The sequence below is a fragment of the Hirschia litorea genome, assembly GCF_042665075.1.
Taxonomy (GTDB): domain Bacteria; phylum Pseudomonadota; class Alphaproteobacteria; order Caulobacterales; family Hyphomonadaceae; genus Hirschia; species Hirschia litorea.
This window is the reverse complement of the sequence record NZ_JBHTBR010000002.1, coordinates 1,306,188-1,326,390: the sequence shown is the minus strand read 5'-3', so window position 1 is coordinate 1,326,390 and position 20,203 is coordinate 1,306,188. Positions and strand designations below refer to the sequence as shown.

Here is a 20,203-nt window from a genome sequence, read left to right as displayed (position 1 = left end):
GTTCTTCGTCATGGATAAGATATGCAAAAAAGATTGATATTAAAGATTCTCGACAAACCAACATGGCAAGCTGCTTTGGGCGGTGAATGTGTGCAGGTTGCGGTAGATATTGCGGATGGATATGTTCATTTTTCAACTGCTGACCAAGTGCAAGAGACGCTAGATAAGTGGTTTCAAGGTGTTGAAAATGCAGTGCTTATTGCTTTCGATGCGCAGGATTTTAAAGATACAATAAAGTGGGAAGAATCGCGCGGCGGTGATTTGTTTCCTCATGTTTATGGTGATGTTTTTGCCTCTCAAGCTGTGTATGCGTGGGATATGGAATTGGGACCAAATGGTGCTCCAATCGCGCCAGAAGATGCGCTAAACTTTGAGTTGTCTTAAATGCCGATCATTGATGATATTGGGTTGAAATTAGTGCAATTATTGCCGCCCGAGACAGCTCACAGCGCGACAATCGCGGCTTTGAAGGCTGGGGTAGTGCGTAAAATGGCGCCGTTATCATCGGAAACGCTTGAGGTTTTACGAACTGATATGCCCGTGTCGGGCTTGTGCTTGCCGTCTGTTTTAGGGGTGGCTGCGGGGTTCGACAAGAATTGTGAGGTGGCTGCTCCCACGCTGCGCATGGGGTTTGGGTTTGTTGAATGCGGGACGGTGACGCCATTGCCTCAAGCTGGAAACCCTAAGCCACGTTTGTTTCGCCTGAAAGAAGATTTGGGCGTGATAAATCGGATGGGGTTTAATAATGCTGGTTTGGATGCATTTGTATCGCGGCTAAAAACCCATGCTGATTTAGACTTGGTTGTCGGCGCGAATGTGGGGGCGAATAAAACCTCTCAGGGTGAAAAACGAATTGCTGATTATGTGGAGGGAATTGAAGCGGTCTGGCCTTATTGCAGCTATCTGACGCTTAATATTTCTTCGCCCAATACGCCAGGTTTGCGCGGCTTGCAGGATAAAGGGGAATTGACCGCTTTATTGGGTGCTGCAAGCAAAGCGATATCACGTATGCAAGATGTGCATAATGTGAAGAAACCGGTGTTTTTGAAAATTGCACCTGATATTGATGATGAAGCTATCAACGATATCGTTTCGGCAGTTGTGCAGGCAGACGGGATGACGGGACTGATCGTATCAAATACGACAATTTCCCGCCCCGATAATTTGATGAGCGAGAGTGCATCTCAAATGGGGGGATTGTCTGGCAAACCCGTATTTGAGCTATCGACACATGTGCTTAGAAAAGTGGCGCGTGTCAGCGACGGCCGACTTGATATTATAGGGGCGGGCGGTGTGTATGATGCCCAATCAGCCTATGCGAAAATTCGGGCGGGTGCCCATGCTGTGCAGTTATATTCTGCGCTCGTATATGGCGGCGCTGCGATGGTGCCGCAGATACTCAATGGTTTGGCTAAATTGCTGGAAGCGGATGGGTTTGCAAACATCGGTGAGGCTGTCGGGGCGGACCTTTAGGCGCGGCTTTGCGCTTTGAGGGCTGCTTTTTGTGCCTTGGCTTCGGCTTTGCGGTTTTGCTTATCCATATGCTTGATGAGCATTTTTACATTGTTTGCATTTGATCTGAAGGCAAAGTCGAAAAAGTCTCCTACCAAAGGGATGGCACCAAGCGTGACATCTATGAGGAGATTAAACAGCATGCGCACAATAAGAAAGAATGATCCGCCTAAAACGACAGATCGGGCGATAATGTAAAACCCTAGCAAAGCTGTGAGAACATCGCCAATGCCGGGAATGAGGCCGATTAAACCATCAATCCCATATTTTACATTCAAGCCGGGAATGGTGAAGCGTGAATCAAGAAGGCGGGCGAGCGCTTCCATGTCTTTGAGTTTGCTGGACTGAGCTGATGTGATCTCTAGCGCGCCTTCTTCTTGGGCGACTTCGGCTTCAAGAGGGGAGTTAGGCGTTTGAGACATGTGTATCCTTGCTGTGTTCATGTGCTTTGGCATCAATATGCTGAATAAGGCGAGGGAGAAAGGCTCCCAATGTAACTCCACGTAATATGTAAGAGGATATGAATGCTATCCAAACCCCCCAATTACCATAGGGTTGCAGCATTAGATCTAAGCCAATGTAGATGCACAAGGTTATGAGTGTGCTAGTTCGCATGGCGGAGGTTTGGGTGGAACCGATGAAGATACCGTCCAGTTGCCAGCTCGATACGCCAAGAATGGGGGCAAGCGCGGCCATAGGAAGAAAAGTGATGGCGGCGGCTCTTACATCTGGATTTTCCATAATGAGATGAATAAAAGCACTGCCGCCAAAATAAATGAGGAGTGAGGCAAGGAGTGCTCCAGCAAAGGCAAATTCGGTAGTAAGACGGATTGCACGCCAAAATCGCGGTTTGGAATTTGCACCAATCGCTGCGCCAATTCGCGCTTCGGCTGTGACTGCAAAAGCATCTAATACAAAAGCGGATATGGTGAGCATTTGCATGAGAACATGATTTGCCGCCAATTGGACATCACCTTGCTTTGCTCCTGAATTTGCAAACCATGTCATCAAGCCAAGAAGGGCCATTGTGCGGACCATGATGTCGATATTGACATTGAACATGTGTGTGAGGCGCTGCGCATTGAAAATAGATGAAGCGGCAAAAACGCCTTTAAAGAAACCACCATTTTTGAGGATGAGCGCGGCACAAAGGCTGATGCCTACAAGGAAGGCTGTCCATTCTGCGGCTGCTGTGCCCCAGCCAACACCTTCTGCACCCATATTCAAGCCAAGTACGAAATAAAGATCGAAGATAATATTTGCGGTGTTGGCGATGATTTGAAGTGCGAGTGCCCATCCGCTTTTGCCTAATCCCAGCAGCCAGCCATTTATAGCGTACCCAGCAAGTGCAGCGGGTGCGCCCCAAAAACGTGCGGAAGCATATCCAGATGCGGCTTGCTCTGTTTCTGCGCTGGCCTGCAAGATAAGGAATGCGCCCTTGATCGCGATGAGTTGCAGGCTGGTGAGGACTGCGCCAATCGCAATGGCGATTAAAAGAGACCGAATGAGAAGAGCTTGGACTTCGTGTTGGTTATTGCTGCCATCGGCCTGCGCGGTTAGGCCTGTGACGCCCATACGCAAAAAGCCAAAGCTCCAGAATATAAAGCCCATAATGGAAGCACCAAGCGCTACGCCTGCAAGCTCGATCGCATTCCCTGTTTTGCCGATAATTGCTGTATCTACCAAGCCGACCAAAGGAATAGTGGCTTGAGAAAGCAAGATGGGCCAGGCTTGAGATAAAACAGCCTTACGGGTGAGGGGCGAATGGGCGCTCATAAAGGATTTGGCTTTTTTCTAAAGGGCGATGTTTGGGCGTGTGTGTTGATAGCTTGAGTCTGATAAAAAGGCACTTGGTTAACAAAACCAACAAAATTTTAACTATAATCGCCGCGTGCGATAGGCTAGTGTGTTCTTAGAGATGAGAGATTGAGCGCTTCTGCATGAAGTGTTTTTGGTCTTGTGTTCGGAAAATTAAAATATAATAAAATCAAAATTTTAGAAGTGTTTTAGCTGCCTGAGTGGGAGGCTAGAAATGTGAGGTCTCGCGCCAAATTTTATAAATATAGAGATGTGAATATGCATGCGAGTGGATAAACGCTGCAAACTTCCAAAAGTTAATCATGGAACTAAATCGCACACGAGGACGTTGTGTAAGGGAAGCTCACAATTAGTTGAATAAAAAGAGAGAGGGACGTGAAAGAGATTGTCTTGTAATCGACACAATCACTCATATTTCCACTCAACAATAACAAACAAGAACGGTTAGGCGCCTCCCAATTTTCGCGCCGAGGATGTTTAAAATGAAGAAACTGATTTTATCGAGTGTATTGCTTTTAAGTGCACCTTTGGCTGTGGCTGAATCTCAGCAAGCTACAATGTTAAAAGCGAGTGCAGCAGCAGGTGCTGCAAGCGCAAATGTAGACCGTTCTGATGCAAGTCAAGTTGTGACTGAAGCTGGCCAATCGGCGATTAAATATTTGAGCGATGGTGCTTTGAGTGAAAGTGAAGCTCAAGATCTACTTGGCTTCTTGGATGTTGAGCGGGTAGCTAAATTCACGCTTGGTCGCTATGGGCGCACATTGGATGAAGCCGATATCACCCGCTTTACCGCTGCATTTGAGAAATATGCATCTCATCAATTTCAAACTCACCTCGCTGATTTTAAGGGTGCAGATTTGAAAGTGATTGAAACAATTAATCGCAAGCCAGATGATGCTGTTGTGAAGACTGAAATTAAAACAGCAACTGGCGAAATTCAAGCTGTGAACTGGCGCCTAATGAAGAATGACAGCCAATGGAATGTTGTAGATGTCGAAGCTTTAGGCTTTTGGTTTGCTATTGAGCAACGCGCACAATTTACAGCAGTGCTAGATAAAACTGGTGGAGATGTTGACGCATTGATCGCCAAAATATCTGCTAAGAAATAACGTCCCCCCTGCAAAGCGATTTCCCCGCGCTTTGAATGAAAGGCCCTGCGTATTCACATATGCGGGGCTTTTTTGTTGTGTGAGAATCGTTTGCAATTAAATGCGAAAGCGCTAGGTTCGGCTAATGCTGCCTATTGTTCACCATCCTTTATATGACGCATCTTCTGTGCCTGATGGGCATCGTTTCCCTATGCGTAAGTATTCTCTTCTGCCGCTTCAACTAATGCAGGAGAGACTTGTGTACGCCACAAGTTTTTATGCACCAGAACTTGCGAGCGTTGAAGAGTTGGAGCGGGCACATAGCGCGGATTATGTGGATGCTGTGCTCAATGGGCATTTGGATCGTGCTGCCCAGCGTAAATTAGGGTTTGAATGGACAATTCATGTGTCAAACCGTGCACGCGCATCAGCTGCGGGAACGTTGATGGCGGGGCGGCTGGCATTACAACATGGCGCGGCCGGTAATACGGCGGGCGGGTCTCACCATGCCGCATTTGATTATGGAGCCGGGTTTTGCGTGTTTAATGATGTGGCGGTTGCTGCGCGCAATTTGCTGGCTGAAGGTTTGGTGAAGCGAGTTCTAATAATAGATTTAGATGTGCATCATGGTGATGGAAGTGCACGTATTTTTGCAGATGATCGACGTGTATTCACTTTTTCAATGCATTGTGAAGATAATTGGCCACGCGAGAAACCACCTTCAGATTATGATATTGGGCTACCCAAAGGGACAAGCGATCACATGTATATGGAGACGCTGGAGCAGGTACTTGGAGAGCTGATTGAGCGTGTTAATCCCGATATCGTGTTTTATAATGCGGGGGTTGATCCCCACAAGGATGACCGGCTGGGCTTGTTGGAATTGACGGATGAGGGTTTGCAGGCGCGCGATAATTTTGTGGCGCAGACATGTAAACAAATGAGCGTGCCGATTGTTGGTGTTTTGGGCGGGGGATATAGCGCAAATGCTGAGGACGTTGTTGTGCGGCATGTCTATATGTTTCGTGCATTAAGCAATATTGTTGACTGATAGACACGCGGTATTTCTACGAATGAGATGAAAAAGACCGGAGCTATGGGTGACTCCGGTCCTTAAAATTACCTGACCGCATAGGGGGTAAGCGGGGGTATCAGGCAATTGTGTAAAGCGCATTACCCAGTTTTGTGGGCTGCTTTATACTGAGCAATAAGCGCGGGTGCTGAAATCTCTTCCATGGCATTGTGCATGACAGTCGACACACATGCATTTTTAACGCGCATGTCGGAAAGAGTGAGGCGTCTATTGCCTGTGTCACATGCTCTTTTTGCGCTTGTTTCTAGGCGGTCAAGAACTTGCTGCGTGCCAGCTTCTGTCTGCAATTCATCTACACTGTAGTTGAACTCAAAAGCGACTGCATCTTGTGCAGATGCGATTGGCGCTGTGAGGCCGATAACTGCGACTGAAGTTGCGATGAAAGCTGCGGCTGTGATTGTTGAAGTAAGATTTTTCATTGGGCTGTTCCTTGGGGTTAAATCAATGTTTTTATTTTCTTTGGGGGCACGGAGTAGCTGGGCAAGCTACTCCGCTTATACACGGTGTCTTTCTCGGGGGTCATCTCGAAAGACGATTAATGATTATCGTTTTTCAATAAACATTGCAAGTAAAACAATAAGGAATTTTTGTGGCAATGCGTCTTGAATGGACTTAATCATTTGGAAAAATTAGAGTTTTTGCCGATAAAAAAGTTTCCTTTTCGATTTTGGTCCACTGTTTGAGGCAGTTTCGTTCGAGATAAACTGACTTGTTACATGTGTAACATATATGTTTTCGTTGTAAAAGTGCTTTTATTTGAACTTTCCGTGAAAGTGTTGTCGCCATGCATAAAAGAGCGATGTAGGTTCACGCGATGTCTAGTGAGTCGGCGCAGGCCAAACCTTTCATTCAAGCTGAAACAGATACGTTAGCGTCCAATATGGAAGCTGCGCAGCGCGTGCTGCGTCAGGTTTACGGCTATGGTGCGTTTCGCGGTTTGCAGGCGGACGTGATTTCGCACGTGCTTGCAGGCGAAGATGTGGTGGCGATATTGCCCACAGGCGGCGGGAAGTCTCTTTGCTATCAAATCCCAGCATTGGTGCGCGAGGGTGTTGGGCTGGTCGTATCGCCCTTGATTGCGCTAATGGCGGATCAGGTGGACGCGCTGCGTGAAGCGGGCGTGCGTGCAGAGCGGCTCGATTCTTCGATGGACTTTGAAGATCGCATGATCGCGTTGGATAAAGCAGCCAATGGGCAGATGGATTTGCTTTATGTTTCGCCCGAAGGTTTGATGAGCAATGGCTTGCGAGCGCGTTTGCAGACATTGGATCTCTCACTGATAGCTGTGGATGAAGCCCACTGTGTGAGCCAATGGGGACATGACTTCCGGCCTGACTATCGGGCGTTGGGAGAGTTGAAAGACTTGTTCCCCAATGTGCCACGTATAGCGGTGACAGCGACAGCAGACCCGCGTACGCGCCAAGATATAAAAACACAATTGCGCCTAGAAACAGCAGCTGAGATTGTTGATAGTTTTGATCGTCCAAACTTAATCCTCCATGCTGAACGTAAAGACGGCAAAGGCACAGATCGCGTTATACAGCTGGTGAAGGCACAGGCGGGTAAGTCTGGCATTGTTTATACCGGATCGCGTGATGGTACAGAGCGCATTGCCCAAGCTTTAGAGAAGGCGGGTATTCCTGCTTTGGCTTATCATGCGGGGTTGGATGCAGAGATACGCGAGAAGCGACAGCGCCGTTTCCTGTTGGAAGATAATCTTGTGATGTGTGCGACGGTGGCATTTGGCATGGGCGTGGATAAGCCAGATGTGCGCTTTGTTGTGCATGCGGACCCGCCCAAATCCATCGAAGCCTATTGGCAGGAAGTGGGGCGCGGCGGGCGTGATGGTGAAACGGCAGAGGGATATTGTTTGTATTCGCCGTCTGACATGCGCAAGCTGGTGCGCTGGGCAGAGCAATCGGACGCTGTGGAAGATGTGCGCCAAGTGCAGATTCGCAAGACGCGTCAGTTGTTTGGGTTTCTGGACGGGATGGCATGTCGGCGGGCAGGGGTGCGCCGCTATTTTGCCGAGCAGGATGTGAAAGAGTGCGGCGAGTGTGATAATTGCCGTAGTCCGCGAAGTGAAGGCTATGATGCGACACGCTGGGCGCAAATGGTGGTGTCTGCGGTTTTGCGCACGGGCCAGCGCTATGGACGCGGGCGTGTGGTGACGCATTTGCGCGGTGATGCGAAAGATCAGATTGACGAGGACATGTCGCAGCTCACCACATATGGCGTGGGATCAGAGCTTGGCCCTGTGGGGTGGCGCTCGGTGATAGATCAATTGCTTTTTGATGGATATTTGGCGGAAGATGATAATGATAATCGTCCCACGCTGTATGCGCCCGATAAAGAGATGACGCTGGCGCTGTTTGGCGGCGATGTGACGATTGCCATGCGCGAAGACCCGACCAAAATCCGCAAGCGCGAGAAAACCAAATCCAGCGGCACCAATATCCGCGATGGCCTCAGCACGGATCAAGTCGATCTGTTTGAGGATTTGCGCGATTGGCGACGCGAATTAGCCAGCGATACGGGCGTGCCGCCTTATGTTATTTTCAACGACAAAACCCTGCGCGAAATCGCCATTGCAAAACCCCTCAGCAAATATGACCTTTTACGCATTGCCGGCGTCGGCGAGAAAAAAGCCGAACGCTATGTCGATGACGTAGCCCGCATCGTCGAAGAGGCGATACGGGGTTAGGGGGTAATTCGTCAGGTTTATCAAAAAAGTTGACATTTATTTCAATATAATATATGGATGAATCCATATATTATATTGTCGCTCATAGCTTTTTTCTATGTAGCTGATTTTAAACAGTTTTTCATATTTTAAGGTGTGGTTCTGCTGCAATGATAGCTATTGCAGTGGCGCGTTTAGTGCGTTATATAGATACTTATGCAGAATAGTTTTCAAAAATTAGAAGATGAAATTCGATCTACTGAGATGGAAATATATGATTTAGAAAGGTACGTAATACAGCTGAAGAAAATTAAAGAACATGTTGAAGAAAATCAGTTGTTCTCACTCAACAGCACTATCAATAAGCGAAATGTATTGAAGTTTTATTTGTTGGGAGAAGTTTTAGAGCGATTGAATACTTCTCGAGATCTTAGTACGAAAGAATCGGCTCAACGCCTTGATGGTTACAGTTTGACTGAGTTGTTTGAGTTTATCGAAAAACAGATCAATGGGCTGAAAATAGGGACACTGAGTAGTCATCTATCAAGATTCAAAAAAGAAGGGCTAATTAGCTTTGATGATTCCACAGGACGATGGAAACCAAAGTAAGATACCCCTCTAAAGTTGCCTCAAGCTTCCCTTCCAGAAGGAAGCAGTACATTACGAGGTGAGGCCCGTGTCTGACGGAGGGGTTTTAGTCCAAACATTACCTCTCCGTCAGCACAATAATTAATATACGTTCTAATTTGATAAAAATCTACTAATCAGGAATAAATTCTTTCCATCTGTTTAAATTGAACCTCCGTGCTGGACCCCAACTTTCGTTGGGGAGGCGGTTGGGAGAGTGATTTGCTTTCCTCTGGTTTGGTTGCGGGGGCGGCGTTTGCTGTTTTTTAAATATCCTTTCAGCTCGTTTTCCCAGACTTGATCTGGTATCCAGACAATTGAATGTGGCGGGCTTTGCCCGTCTATATTGTTTGGGCTGGGTTCCCGCCTTCGCGGGGGGGGTATAGTGATATCCGAAATTCATTAGTCATACACTACTTCCCATACTGATGGTGACCTTATTATTTTTCACCACGGAATAAAAATACCTCAAACGGATTGATGAGCAGCACAGCATTTGCGAGCACTTACCTCTGTGGTAACATTTGAAATATAGTTAAAAACTCTGACAGGAAAGACCCAAGAAGTATTATCAAACTGCTTAATGGCTTTGCTGATTGGAAGTACATTATAAAAAAGCTAACTGTACCTTAGTCCGTTCGTAAGCATATTCCATTGGGTCTATTTTTATGTCCAAACGTTAATTTTATAACTTACCCCACTTTCTCCATAATAATTGAACTTTGCGCTTCATTATTTGCCTGATATCTTCTGAAAGCTAGTATAAGTGATTGTGAGGACGATCATGAGTGAGATTTTTATTAGTCATTCGAATGAAGACAATTCGGAGGCCAAAGCACTTAGACACTGGCTGATTGAATCTGGCGGGTGGGCTCCTTCCCAAATCTTTATCGATCTTTCCGAATTTGTTTCTGGGGATAGATGGCGTGAGCGTCTCAATTTTGTAGGACATAATTGTCAGGCTGTGGTAGTGTGTCTATCTGATAACTGGATTGGTTCACCCGAATGCCTCCGTGAATTCAATCATGCTGAATCATCAGGAAAACCTATTTTTCCTGTCATTATCAAACCGCTCGCGACCTCTATTCCTGATTTTGTTGCTTCCATTCAATTTGCAGATATTTCCACCTTAAATGCCCGTGAAAGCGGATTGGAAAATTTGAGGCTCGGGCTCACACGAGCGCAGATATCACCAAAACACTTCATGTGGCCTCCGGAAAATGAGCCTGACCGCAAGCCTTATCGCGGCTTGCGGTCACTTGAACAGCAAGATGCGGCTATATATTTTGGTCGGGATTCGCATATCATAGCGGGTTTAGATAAATTACGTCAAATGCGGGGCGGATTACCGAGGCGTATTTTGACCATAGCTGCGGCTTCCGGAGCCGGTAAGTCCAGTTTTTTAAAAGCGGGACTATTGTCTCGCTTGCAGCGGGACACAGAAAATTTCATCACCCTCCCGATTTTTCGCCCGAGACAAGATGCAATGTCGGGTGAAACAGGGGTGTTAAAGGCAATCTCTGTCAATATAGAGGAAGCAGGATCAAATCAAATTATAGAACGGAGTATAAAATCTTTAAATGACATAGCAGCTCAGCGTGTCCGACACTTGGAGCGACTTGCAAAGGCTGCGGGCGAAACCCAAACACTGCGTGCTCCCACAATTGTTCTTCCCATAGATCAGGCTGAAGAGCTTTTCTCAGTGGACAATCATTCAGGTAAGGATGCGATAAATTTATTGACGCATTGCCTTACAAGGGTCACGAACCTAGTTGTCATTGCCACTATCCGTTCAGATAGTCTCAGTTTACTTCAGAAACATGAACATCTGGCACGTCAATTAGAGTTGTTTAATCTTCCTCCACTTCCACCTCAAGCCTTCAAAGAAGTGATTGAAGGACCCGCGGGGCTTTCAAAAAAACCATTAAAGATTGAACCGGCACTTACTGAAAAGCTTATAAAAGATCTTGATACGGCTGATGCTCTGCCTTTATTGGCCTTCACGCTTGAGAGACTGACTGAAGAATATGTGGATAATAATCTTCTGGAACTTATCAAATATAATGAAGGACTTGGCGGCCTGGATGGAGCTATTAATATAGCGGTTGAAGCTGTATTTAAACGAGCAGAAGCAGACCCTGACCTTCCTTCAAGTCGATCAGAGCTAGACAGACTCGCTCGCCAGATTTTTATTCCTTGGCTTGTCCAACTTGATGAAGCAAATTCATCCCCTATGCGGCGTGTATCCTTTCTTTCTAGCTTACCCATACATCTACATAAGCTGGTTGCGCATTTTGTAGATGAACGCTTACTTGTGCAATCAATAGTCAAAGCCGAAAGCTGTATTGAAGTCTCACATGAAGCCGTGCTGCGGCATTGGCATGGACTTTCTGCATGGATAGGTGAAGAACGTTTTCAACTTGAGCACTTGCATCAGGTTCAGCAAGCCGCGAAATTATGGCGTAAGCAGCAAACTCAAGAAATAGAACACAAGAGCGATCTGCTTGTTCACAGTGGCGAACGATTGACGCAAGCATTGGACCTTCTTAAGCGTGCAGATCTGAAATCACTCATCGGACCGGTGGGAGAGGTCTATCTAAATGCATGTCACACGCATCAGGAAACGATTAAACACAAAGAAGAAGAGCAAATTCGTAAAGCTGAGGAAAAAGAAAAACAAAGAATCTTTTGGCAACGTTTCACTCTCGCCACCATTTCTATTGCATTTCTAGGCCTTCTGTGGGGTGGGTGGCAAACAATCAGGAAAATAAGAAATGATGCAAGAATAGAATCTCTGATTACTGCAAGTGTCGCTGGACAGTATGAAGATGAAGGCGATTACTTGCGAGCATCCAAACTTGTAATTCTTGGCGCTCAAGATACACTCCTGTCTCCAGCATCTAAAGAAGCCTTTAGCCGATTTAGGTCAAATGCCCAGAAGTTCTCAAACCATACATTGAGTATCAAGCATGAGGGCCATGTGTATGGTGCCGTCTTGAGCAAGGATGGAACACGCATCCTCACATGGAATAGGGACAACACAGCGCGGTTGTGGGACGCACAATCCGGGCACCAGATCGGCTCCCCCCTAAAACACGTTGATTATGTCAATAACTCCCTCTTTAGTGGGGGGGTACAGATAATTGGGGCCTCCTTTATTGAGGATGAAACACGTATCCTTACTTGGAGTAATGATAGCATCGCGCGGGTATGGGATACACAAACGAAACAGCAGATTGGTCCCACGTTACAGTATGAGGAAAATGTCAATGACGCCCTTTTTAGTGAGGATGGAACACGTATACTCACCTGGAAAAATGATAGCACCGCCGGCATCTACGATGTGCAAACCGGGCAGCATATAGGACCCGCACTACAGTATGAGAACGAGATCAAAGGTGCTGTTTTTAACAAGGGTAAAACGCGCGTCCTTACATGGGGCGATGATGATGCAGCGCGGATATGGGATGTATATACAGGCCAGCAAATTGGACCAGTTCTAAAACACGAGGATTGGGTCAGTGGTGCCACCTTTAGCAAGGATGGAACACGCATCCTCACATGGAGTGGAGACAACACAACGCGGTTGTGGGACACACAAACAGGCCAGCAAATTGGCCCTACAATGGAGCATACTAGTAAGGTTGAAGGTGCCATTTTAAACAAAGACGGCACATATATATTTACAATAACGATTAACGCAACGCTTCGCTTCGATGCTCAAACAGGGAGAGAGGTCTGGCCAGCCTTAATTCACAACGATAATATCAATGGTGCTTCCTTAAACGCGGATGAAACACGCATCCTCACATGGGGCGATGATGATACAGCACGAATATGGGACGCACAAACCGGTAAGCAAATTGGACCAACTCTAAAACATGAGGATTGGGTCAGTAGTGCCACCTTTAGCAAGGATGGAACACGCATTCTCACACTGAGTGGGGGCGATACAGTACGAATATGGAATGTACAAAATGAACGCGTACTAAAACATGAAGATTGGATCAAAGGTGTTTCCTTTAACGAGGATGAAACACGCATCCTCACATGGGGCGATGATGATACAGCGCGGATATGGGATACACACACCGGCCTGCAGGTGGGGACCTCATTAAAACATGAGGATGGGATCAATGGTGCTGTTTTTTATAAGGGTGAAACGCGCGTTCTCACACTGAGTGGGAACAACACAGTGAGAACATGGGACGTACAATCCGGCCAGCAGATTGGATCCTTCACATTGAAGCATGTGGGGGAAACCGATGATGTCGTCTTTAGCCAGAATAGAACACGCGTCATCACATGGAGTTGGGACAATACTGCGCGGATATGGGATGTATATACAGGCCAACAAATTGGAACAGTTCTAAAACACGAGGATGGTATCAATGGTGCCGTCTTGAGCAAGGATGGAACACGCATCCTCACATGGAGTTGGGACAACACAGCGCGGATATGGGGCGTATATACAGGCCAGCAAATTGGACCAGCTCTAAAGCATGAGGATCATATCAATGGTGCTTCCTTTAACGAGGATGAAACACTCATCCTCACATGGGGCGATGATCATGCAGCGCGGATATGGGATACACACACCGGCCTGCAGGTAGGGACCTCATTAAAACATGAGGATGGGATCAATGGTGCTGTTTTTAATAAGGGTGAAACGCGCGTTCTCACATGGGGCAATGATCATGCAGCGCGGATATGGGATATTCGCACTGGCCTGCAGGTGGGGGCCTCATTAAAGCATGAGGATGAGATCAATGGTGCCGTCTTTAACAGGGATGGAACAAGTATCCTTACTTGGAGTAATGACAACTCCGCGCGGATATGGGATACGCAAACTGGCCTGCAGGTCGGATCCGCATTACAACATGGGAACTGGGTCAGTGGTGCCGTCTTTAGTAAGGATGAAACACATATCCTCACGTGGAGTTGGGACAACACAGTCCGTATATGGGATATTACATGGACAGGTCTAATCAAACCGCAAAAAGATGATTTCGATCGCTTTTGTAATTCCCATCTAATTGCTTCTTTAGAACAAGACAAGAATGGAAAAGAAACCCCCTACATCCGCCTGATAGACCAAAACATGATAGACAAAGCCTCCATCCTACGCGGCCGCCTCGGCGAAGATGTCTGCGATATTAAAGCTCCGCCATTCTACGAATCGCCGCTCCGCCCGATCTTTGATTGGATATTCCAAGATGGAGATTAATGAGCGTCGAAATAATTCGGGAATTCTATTCCGATCTTCAAGAGGTTTGGATATCTCTTGATCAACGACATCTATTATTTTCAGTGACTCTTGTAGTTCGTTGGAGAACCAAAATTTTAGTTCCACTTCCAGTCCACGACGACGAACATGCCTATAGAATGTTCCAAGCGCTGGATAAACTTTTCCTCCTGTTAGCGTTTCCCAAACTCTCTTCGATGAATGGCCTTTGTAATGTTCCAACCACTTTTCAAGATAGCAATCAGTAGCTAACTTTTGAGCTTCCTTGAGAAGAGCCTCACGCTTTAAGTGATCTCGTTGACGCTTATCGATGATGATTTGATGTTCTGCTTTGCAATGCAGGCATTGGAATTCTTCCCAACTCCGAGTTCTGTTCCAATCATCCATCTCATAGATGTACGTAATGGTACCTTCTCCACAATCACAAACTCTAATTGTTTCAGTCATTCGTTCCCAACCCATTACGTCATTCCGTTACTGTCTGAATATTCGACTACCACCGTAGCTACCGGATCAGGCTGTCCAGCTTCTCCAACCTTGTTTGCTTCTTTCCCAATAAGCTGAAGACCATCTACTTTTATGTGTTTCCTGCGTGTCGGTCCGTGATCATACGATCCGCCATTATCAAACTTGTCTTCAGGACTGAAATGGTAGGATGCAAGCGCTGCAGCATAGGTTTTGAGCACTTCTTTTGAGACGGTTTCACCTGTCTTCCGATCAAACATCCTACTTATCGCAATATCGCAATCACGTTCAAAAGGAGCTATCGGTTTTGGTTTAGACGCTTCGTTAGGACGGCCGCGGATTGGATTGGCTCCAGGTATATTACCTTCAAATTGTGCAGGCGTGTACCATTCAGTTCTCAAAAGCGGTGCTGTAAGGAAGTTAAACGGCTTCACACTTTGAGCGTATGTCTTACCCTCGTTAAAATGTTTCATCCAAGAAAGCATTGCAGGGCTAGTCGCTCCATAACGACTAAGGGCTGGCTTTGCTAAAGCAGGATGGAAATCACGCGGTATTTTGTTAGGTTCACCTTTAAGAAAAGACGTGATGATCACATACCAAAAATCATGCTGCCAATGCTTCACACCTATCTCATGAACGGGGATAACAGGCTTAGGAATACAAGGTGCAGGATTGCTTGCATTATAAGGCTCCATCAAATGGCCTAAACCATGCGCGGACGCTTTTCTAATGATTGGTTTTTCGTCTTCATCCAAATTAAACAAAGCATAGCGTTTAGCTGAGATAGCTAAACAATAAAGAGGTTCCAACTTGCCAGTTTCAGCATGGTAATTTGCATCTTCACTTTGAAGAATTGAGCCTTGCTTCTGGTATGGATTTAGCGGCTCAAACCAATCAATGACACTTTGAGCGCGCTGATAGAAATCTTTGTCACTCATGTCATCTGGCTTAGTCATCGCAATACTGTCAGTATCGCAGAATGTATAAGCTAAGCCTTGATCTGTGGTGAGACGTTCTGCCAAAGCTAACATAAGTCGCGCTGCACTTGTTATGAGAACAGCCAAGACAGGATTAAAGTATTTTCCAGGCTCTTCTAAAGCTGTTGAACTCGTTTCAAAGCCATTACCATCAGGACCATAGATGTTTAGCGTTTCAGGTTTAGGCGCTTCATCTCTTAAGACCTCAACGAAGATACCGTAGCAAGTTGCATTCGCTATGATCTTAATGGCTTGTTGTAACGGGTCTTTGCGGGCTTTGGCTTCATCACGTAAATTGACGAACTTTACAAACACATCCTCATTAAGTGGATCAACGCGATATTCAGGCTTTCCAAATAGATTGATTGGCAGAATGTCATCTTGTTTTGGACCAGCTTTAAAGGTTATGGCCTTTTCAATTTGAGGCGTCTTACCTGTTAGAATTTTGGAAGCCAATACATCTGCAAGAGAGTAGCAGAGCGTTGTATCTGAAGAGATATGATTTAGCCCAATGGTGAGCGTGCCTTTCTCATCTCCATACTTGGAGCGGAAGGGTAAAAGGTCATCATCAGATTTAAGCCAAACAAGCGTTGTAAGCTGTTTCCAAGTGCTCTTGCTTTGAAGATCTTCAAGAGTAGCAGTGTTCAAGAATTCTTGTGTATTTTGTGTTGTATCGGATTGGGTATAACCATCTGCGATAAGAAAGCGACTAAGCCCCATTAGTGCATTTACCGTTGGATACATGCTCTTGAAATCAGCATAATGAACTTGAGTAATTTCTCTTCGGATACGCGCTTCAGCACGGCCACCAAAGTAAGCACTCATAATCGGGCCAATGTCTTCTCTATGAAGATCAGTCTGACATTCAAGCAAAGGCTTCACTTGCTTTTGTTTAAGGTAAGCTTTTCCAATACTAGCCTCAGACAAAATGCGGTGCTGCGGTGTTTCTAACCCGTGACTGTCATATTGTGCTTTGAGTTTTACGTAGCATTCCCAAGTCGCTTGAACATCAGCACGCGCGTAATCAAGATAGGCTTCTGTTATAGGGCCGCCATGCTCTTCAGTCTCTTGTTTTTGCGTCTCCACCTTCAGGAACTGAGCCAAGCCCTTTAGACTATGCTTACGGCTCGTCAGGGCCATAGCAATCGTTCTTATGTCAATGAAATAACCTCGATGAGGTTCAACTTTCAAACCCTTCTTACGCATTCCGCGTGGCGTGTCTTGTCCTTTAGGTTTAGCAAAGTCATAGAGCGCGGCTGTTGAACTAAGATGCTTCACTCTGACTTGTGGATTGGTGCGATCTTCAGAAAGCTTGAAGGTAAAGCCCCCTCTAAGGCTTCCTCTCGCAGGACCACAGTCCAAAGCAATGCGGGATATATCGAAAGGTAGATTAAACCCTATAATCGACGCGCGTGCTTCATATCCAACACGAAGAAATACTTTGTGTCTAAACTCATGGACGGTTCCAATGTTTAGCTTATGGTTCGCAGCATAAGACTGGATGGTTTTAAGATCAGAGTTCGACACATTGTCAGGATCATAAAATAAGCCCTCTGATTTAAGCTCACCTGACTTGCGGACTTGATAAAAGCCCACCCGTAATGCTTGAGCTGCATCAATGTTTGTTTCGCAATCAAATACGAGTGACCAGTCAGACGGTGTATCAACATTGTTTCGCTTCTTATGTTGGCTAACTGGCTTCTTTTGAGTTTTCTCCGAATAGGCGCGAACGTAAGCTGTTTTGTGTTCTAGCTTGATCATTGAACCGACTCCTCAATTGGAACCAATTCGCAACCTTGAGCCCATTCTATAAGTTGCTGTCCAAACTCTTGCAGACGATGAGCAATCATCAAAAGGAAATCTGCTATTCCCAAAAGATAGCGACCTATTGAAAACATGACAGGCATTGCTGCATTTAGATCATCAGGGTGATCTAATTGAGTGTCAGATATTTTGCGATGGCAATTTCGGCATAATGGAACCACGTCATCATGATACTTTTGTCCGGCGAGATGATGTAGTTCTAAACATCTTGCATCTTCTTCACCGCAATGAAGGCATTGCTTGTTTGTGCCTCCGAGGCGGCTAACCGCATTTTCATGTCTAATGTCTGCATCAGTAATAATATCGTCCATTGGAATACTCCTTTTCAGTTTGAGACGATTTGATAAATTTCATGGAATGGGGGTTCATCTTTCATAGCGTAACGAAAGAGATTGTTGGGGTCAGTTTCAAAGGGGTGAGAACGACCTTTGGTGTCGATGATGCTGTCACCCTCAAAAGGCTCGATGAATGACAGATCACCTGTGTTCACAAACCGTCCGACTGCATTATGGTATTGGCCTGCACGACTTGCGTTTGCAAAGTCTGGCACCGTTACGGTGGTTGCGTATGAACCTTTGATATGAGGAACGCGGCGAGGCCTGCTATCCTTCATGATCCATTTGCGGTTTTGCCATTTAGCAATACCGTGCGCGTGTATGAATTGGCTAAGACGTTTGGATGAGAGTTGCTCAGTGCGCGCAGCTGTTGTCATCGACATGCCCAATTGCATGTGTCGAAGAGCGGCTTCTATCTTCTCATCTGATTTGGGTTTGACTTGAGGTGAACTTGCCAAGGGTTCACCTTTTTTTGGGTGGCCGCGCGCTTGTGAGCGCGACAATCCTTTTTTTCGGCCGCGTTCTAAGCGGCGTTCGTATTCTGCTTTATAGTCGCGTTTGCGGGCCATGTTGCTTCTCGATTAATGTGCGGACCAATGGGAACCGCTTCACAATCGAGATAACGAACTCTATAAAACCTATGGGCAAGTTAGATAAAAACCTATAAAGTGATTTTTTTAAATAGGTTTTATAGGCCTTGTTTTTTATAGACTTTCTTTAAAAATCTTCTCGTATTTTTCAATAGTCTTATATGAAAAACCTTGGCTTGTTTTAGGGCATTTTTGATAAACTTCTTTTATGAATTTAAAATACTGAATTCGACGTTCCGTAGGTGGTAAGTCAAACCACGCCTTATTTTCATTGTGATGACGAAGAATTGCCTTCATAATCTGTTCGCCACGTGAAGGCCTGCCTTGTTTAGATGGATTCGGTTTTGAAACAATGTGGGCTGCCGTTTGAGAATATTGGTCTTTGCTCTCAGATATTTCTCTCAACAAGAGATCACTCGGCCTTACTTCAATACCTATGAACGTTTTCCCATGAGCTTTTAAAGTGCTTGAATCCCAATTAATTTCGAAATCACGAATTCTATCATCAAACATAGCGTGCGGTATTTTGGTTTTTTCCGCCCCTTTATCTATATCATTGCCAAACGCATCAAAATACCCGTTGTGAATTCTATCAAAATGCTGAGTCTTTAAACCTTCTTCACGTTGAAAAAGTTTTTGTAATCTAGCATCAGATTCTTCTCTAGTTTCTTGTCCATTGTCGTGACGTAAGCGTTTTAATTCATTTCTATAATTGTAAATATCTATACCTAAATCGGAATAATCTTCCCAAGAATGTTCTAGTGAAATCAATTCATAAGTGATAGTATTTGATGTGTTTAAATCGGACATTTCTTATTCGTTTTGATTGGCTGCTTAAGGACACAATTAGATTGAATAAATTGGATTTAAATACTGATAACATTTCTCACGAATGGCCTAATCGCTGCAATTATTGGTTAGACAAATACCAATCATTTTTACCAATTAGAAAGCGCCGTGAACGTGAAAACCAGCCTTTAATTTTAACGGGCCATGGCTTATCGCTAAAAGTCGATAAAGCTCGTTTAATTGTAAAAGATGGTAATACGCATTACCCAAATAAAAATAGAGAATTATCTTATTTTAAGGGTGAATTAGATCGTCCTAAAAGAATTATAATTTTGGATGGACACGGGACAATTACACTCGATGCCTTGGATTGGCTAACTGAACAAAACATCCCGCTAATTAGAATTAAATGGAACGGCCAATTCTTTTCTTTAATTACATCAGGCGGTTTATCCGCTGATCCAGAAAAATTTGAATGGCAATTAGCAGCTAGAAAGGATGAAGCAAAGCAAATATCTTTCGCTCTGCCTTTGATGATAGATAAATTAAATAACGCTGTAGAAACTCTTGAGTCTCATTTGCCAACGTCGAAAGCTAGAGATTCAGCTTTAAGAAAAATACCTGCATTCGTTGAGCAATTGAAGACCGGTACTCATAGTCAATTGAAAGAGCTAACTTCAATCGAAGCCCAAGCGGCGAGTGCTTATTTCAGAGCTTGGCAGTCAATTGATTTAAAGTGGAAATCAACGAAGCAATATCCCATTCCTGACGACTGGCTTGTTTTTAAATCGCGCACCTCTCTTTTCAGAGAAGGGAAAGCCGAAAACGTATTTGCCACACATCCTGTCAATGCAATGTTGAACTATGTCTACACAATGCTTCTTGGACAAATGCAGCTTCAGGCTATCGCAACTGGTTTTGATCCAATGCTGGGTATAATTCATACCCGCTCAAGGGGACGAACAGGACCACCAAGGCCATCTTTTGCACTTGATATTATGGAACCTATGCGGCCCGTTGTAGATCGGGTTGTATTGAAGCTAGTTCAAGAAGAGACTTTCACCGGAGCTGATTTTGATATTCAATCAGACGGTGTATGCAGGTTAAATCCAGAGTTGGTTAGGCGATTAGCCCAATTGATCAATTGGAGTATCTGA

Annotated in this window: 16 protein-coding genes; 8 read left to right on the top strand and 8 right to left on the bottom strand. The window is 45.3% G+C overall.

Translation table 11 applies throughout. The features are described 5' to 3' along the window. Positions 1-21 precede the first annotated feature (21 nt). The gene (locus ACFQS8_RS06210) at positions 22-384 is read left to right on the top strand and encodes a DUF952 domain-containing protein (protein WP_382166396.1); all 363 of its coding nucleotides are present in this window, start codon (positions 22-24) and stop codon (positions 382-384) included. Further along, positions 385-1,473, top strand: a complete 1,089-nt coding sequence (locus ACFQS8_RS06205; protein WP_382166395.1) for a quinone-dependent dihydroorotate dehydrogenase — start codon at positions 385-387, stop codon at positions 1,471-1,473. On the opposite strand, the gene ACFQS8_RS06200 is transcribed toward ACFQS8_RS06205, so the two are convergent. Then, positions 1,470-1,934 carry a DUF4112 domain-containing protein gene (locus ACFQS8_RS06200; protein ID WP_382166394.1) on the bottom strand — a complete coding sequence of 155 codons (465 nt, stop codon included), beginning with the start codon at positions 1,932-1,934 and terminating at the stop codon, positions 1,470-1,472. The genes ACFQS8_RS06205 and ACFQS8_RS06200 overlap by 4 nt on opposite strands. Continuing rightward, the gene (locus ACFQS8_RS06195) at positions 1,918-3,288 is read right to left on the bottom strand and encodes an MATE family efflux transporter (protein WP_382166393.1); all 1,371 of its coding nucleotides are present in this window, start codon (positions 3,286-3,288) and stop codon (positions 1,918-1,920) included. Before ACFQS8_RS06195 ends, ACFQS8_RS06200 begins: the two co-directional genes overlap by 17 nt. Before the next feature lie 524 nt (positions 3,289-3,812). Between ACFQS8_RS06195 and ACFQS8_RS06190 the strand changes: the two genes are divergently transcribed. Both ACFQS8_RS06190 and ACFQS8_RS06185 read left to right on the top strand, forming a co-directional pair. After that, the gene (locus tag ACFQS8_RS06190) at positions 3,813-4,439 is read left to right on the top strand and encodes an MlaC/ttg2D family ABC transporter substrate-binding protein (RefSeq protein WP_382166392.1); all 627 of its coding nucleotides are present in this window, start codon (positions 3,813-3,815) and stop codon (positions 4,437-4,439) included. Positions 4,440-4,563: 124 nt separating this feature from the next. Beyond that, positions 4,564-5,469 (top strand): histone deacetylase family protein, encoded by a 906-nt coding sequence (locus ACFQS8_RS06185; protein WP_382166391.1) that lies wholly within the window; start codon positions 4,564-4,566, stop codon positions 5,467-5,469. 122 nt (positions 5,470-5,591) lie between these two features. Here ACFQS8_RS06185 and ACFQS8_RS06180 read toward each other — a convergent pair whose 3' ends face one another. Continuing rightward, positions 5,592-5,930, bottom strand: coding sequence for a UrcA family protein (locus ACFQS8_RS06180; protein WP_382166390.1), 339 nt, complete (start codon positions 5,928-5,930; stop codon positions 5,592-5,594). 395 nt (positions 5,931-6,325) lie between these two features. Between ACFQS8_RS06180 and recQ the strand changes: the two genes are divergently transcribed. The 3 genes from recQ to ACFQS8_RS06165 all read left to right on the top strand — a co-directional run bounded on the left by recQ (position 6,326) and on the right by ACFQS8_RS06165 (position 14,048). Further along, positions 6,326-8,215, top strand: coding sequence for a DNA helicase RecQ (gene recQ / locus ACFQS8_RS06175; protein ID WP_382166389.1), 1,890 nt, complete (start codon positions 6,326-6,328; stop codon positions 8,213-8,215). A gap of 195 nt (positions 8,216-8,410) precedes the next feature. Next, positions 8,411-8,803 carry a hypothetical protein gene (locus tag ACFQS8_RS06170; protein WP_382166388.1) on the top strand — a complete coding sequence of 131 codons (393 nt, stop codon included), beginning with the start codon at positions 8,411-8,413 and terminating at the stop codon, positions 8,801-8,803. A gap of 802 nt (positions 8,804-9,605) precedes the next feature. Continuing rightward, entirely contained in the window at positions 9,606-14,048 is a 4,443-nt protein-coding gene (locus ACFQS8_RS06165) for a toll/interleukin-1 receptor domain-containing protein (protein ID WP_382166387.1), read from the top strand. On the opposite strand, the gene ACFQS8_RS06160 is transcribed toward ACFQS8_RS06165, so the two are convergent. From ACFQS8_RS06160 to ACFQS8_RS06140, 5 genes are all read right to left on the bottom strand, one after another. Further along, entirely contained in the window at positions 13,944-14,513 is a 570-nt protein-coding gene (locus tag ACFQS8_RS06160; protein WP_382166386.1) for a hypothetical protein, read from the bottom strand. The genes ACFQS8_RS06165 and ACFQS8_RS06160 overlap by 105 nt on opposite strands. 14 nt (positions 14,514-14,527) lie before the next feature. Then, a complete protein-coding gene (locus tag ACFQS8_RS06155) occupies positions 14,528-17,269 on the bottom strand; it encodes a DNA polymerase (RefSeq protein ID WP_382166385.1) in 2,742 nt (913 codons plus the stop codon). Next, a complete protein-coding gene (locus ACFQS8_RS06150) occupies positions 17,266-17,643 on the bottom strand; it encodes a hypothetical protein (RefSeq protein WP_382166384.1) in 378 nt (125 codons plus the stop codon). The genes ACFQS8_RS06155 and ACFQS8_RS06150 overlap by 4 nt, the downstream gene beginning before the upstream one ends. 14 nt (positions 17,644-17,657) lie before the next feature. After that, positions 17,658-18,236 (bottom strand): hypothetical protein, encoded by a 579-nt coding sequence (locus tag ACFQS8_RS06145; RefSeq protein ID WP_382166383.1) that lies wholly within the window; start codon positions 18,234-18,236, stop codon positions 17,658-17,660. 135 nt (positions 18,237-18,371) lie between these two features. Beyond that, positions 18,372-19,067, bottom strand: coding sequence for a hypothetical protein (locus ACFQS8_RS06140; RefSeq protein WP_382166382.1), 696 nt, complete (start codon positions 19,065-19,067; stop codon positions 18,372-18,374). 41 nt (positions 19,068-19,108) lie between these two features. On the opposite strand from ACFQS8_RS06140, the gene cas1 reads away from it, so the two are divergent. Beyond that, a complete protein-coding gene (gene cas1, locus ACFQS8_RS06135; protein WP_382166381.1) occupies positions 19,109-20,203 on the top strand; it encodes a CRISPR-associated endonuclease Cas1 in 1,095 nt (364 codons plus the stop codon).

What these genes read in the sequence shown, in the direction of transcription:
- ACFQS8_RS06210 (WP_382166396.1), top strand. Translation starts at nt 22, where the DNA reads ATGCAAAAAAGATTGATATTAAAGATTCTCGACAAACCAACATGGCAA.
- ACFQS8_RS06205 (WP_382166395.1), top strand. Translation starts at nt 385, where the DNA reads ATGCCGATCATTGATGATATTGGGTTGAAATTAGTGCAATTATTGCCG.
- ACFQS8_RS06200 (WP_382166394.1), bottom strand. Translation starts at nt 1,934, where the DNA reads ATGTCTCAAACGCCTAACTCCCCTCTTGAAGCCGAAGTCGCCCAAGAA.
- ACFQS8_RS06195 (WP_382166393.1), bottom strand. Translation starts at nt 3,288, where the DNA reads ATGAGCGCCCATTCGCCCCTCACCCGTAAGGCTGTTTTATCTCAAGCC.
- ACFQS8_RS06190 (WP_382166392.1), top strand. Translation starts at nt 3,813, where the DNA reads ATGAAGAAACTGATTTTATCGAGTGTATTGCTTTTAAGTGCACCTTTG.
- ACFQS8_RS06185 (WP_382166391.1), top strand. Translation starts at nt 4,564, where the DNA reads ATGCTGCCTATTGTTCACCATCCTTTATATGACGCATCTTCTGTGCCT.
- ACFQS8_RS06180 (WP_382166390.1), bottom strand. Translation starts at nt 5,930, where the DNA reads ATGAAAAATCTTACTTCAACAATCACAGCCGCAGCTTTCATCGCAACT.
- recQ (WP_382166389.1), top strand. Translation starts at nt 6,326, where the DNA reads ATGTCTAGTGAGTCGGCGCAGGCCAAACCTTTCATTCAAGCTGAAACA.
- ACFQS8_RS06170 (WP_382166388.1), top strand. Translation starts at nt 8,411, where the DNA reads ATGCAGAATAGTTTTCAAAAATTAGAAGATGAAATTCGATCTACTGAG.
- ACFQS8_RS06165 (WP_382166387.1), top strand. Translation starts at nt 9,606, where the DNA reads ATGAGTGAGATTTTTATTAGTCATTCGAATGAAGACAATTCGGAGGCC.
- ACFQS8_RS06160 (WP_382166386.1), bottom strand. Translation starts at nt 14,513, where the DNA reads ATGACTGAAACAATTAGAGTTTGTGATTGTGGAGAAGGTACCATTACG.
- ACFQS8_RS06155 (WP_382166385.1), bottom strand. Translation starts at nt 17,269, where the DNA reads ATGATCAAGCTAGAACACAAAACAGCTTACGTTCGCGCCTATTCGGAG.
- ACFQS8_RS06150 (WP_382166384.1), bottom strand. Translation starts at nt 17,643, where the DNA reads ATGGACGATATTATTACTGATGCAGACATTAGACATGAAAATGCGGTT.
- ACFQS8_RS06145 (WP_382166383.1), bottom strand. Translation starts at nt 18,236, where the DNA reads ATGGCCCGCAAACGCGACTATAAAGCAGAATACGAACGCCGCTTAGAA.
- ACFQS8_RS06140 (WP_382166382.1), bottom strand. Translation starts at nt 19,067, where the DNA reads ATGTCCGATTTAAACACATCAAATACTATCACTTATGAATTGATTTCA.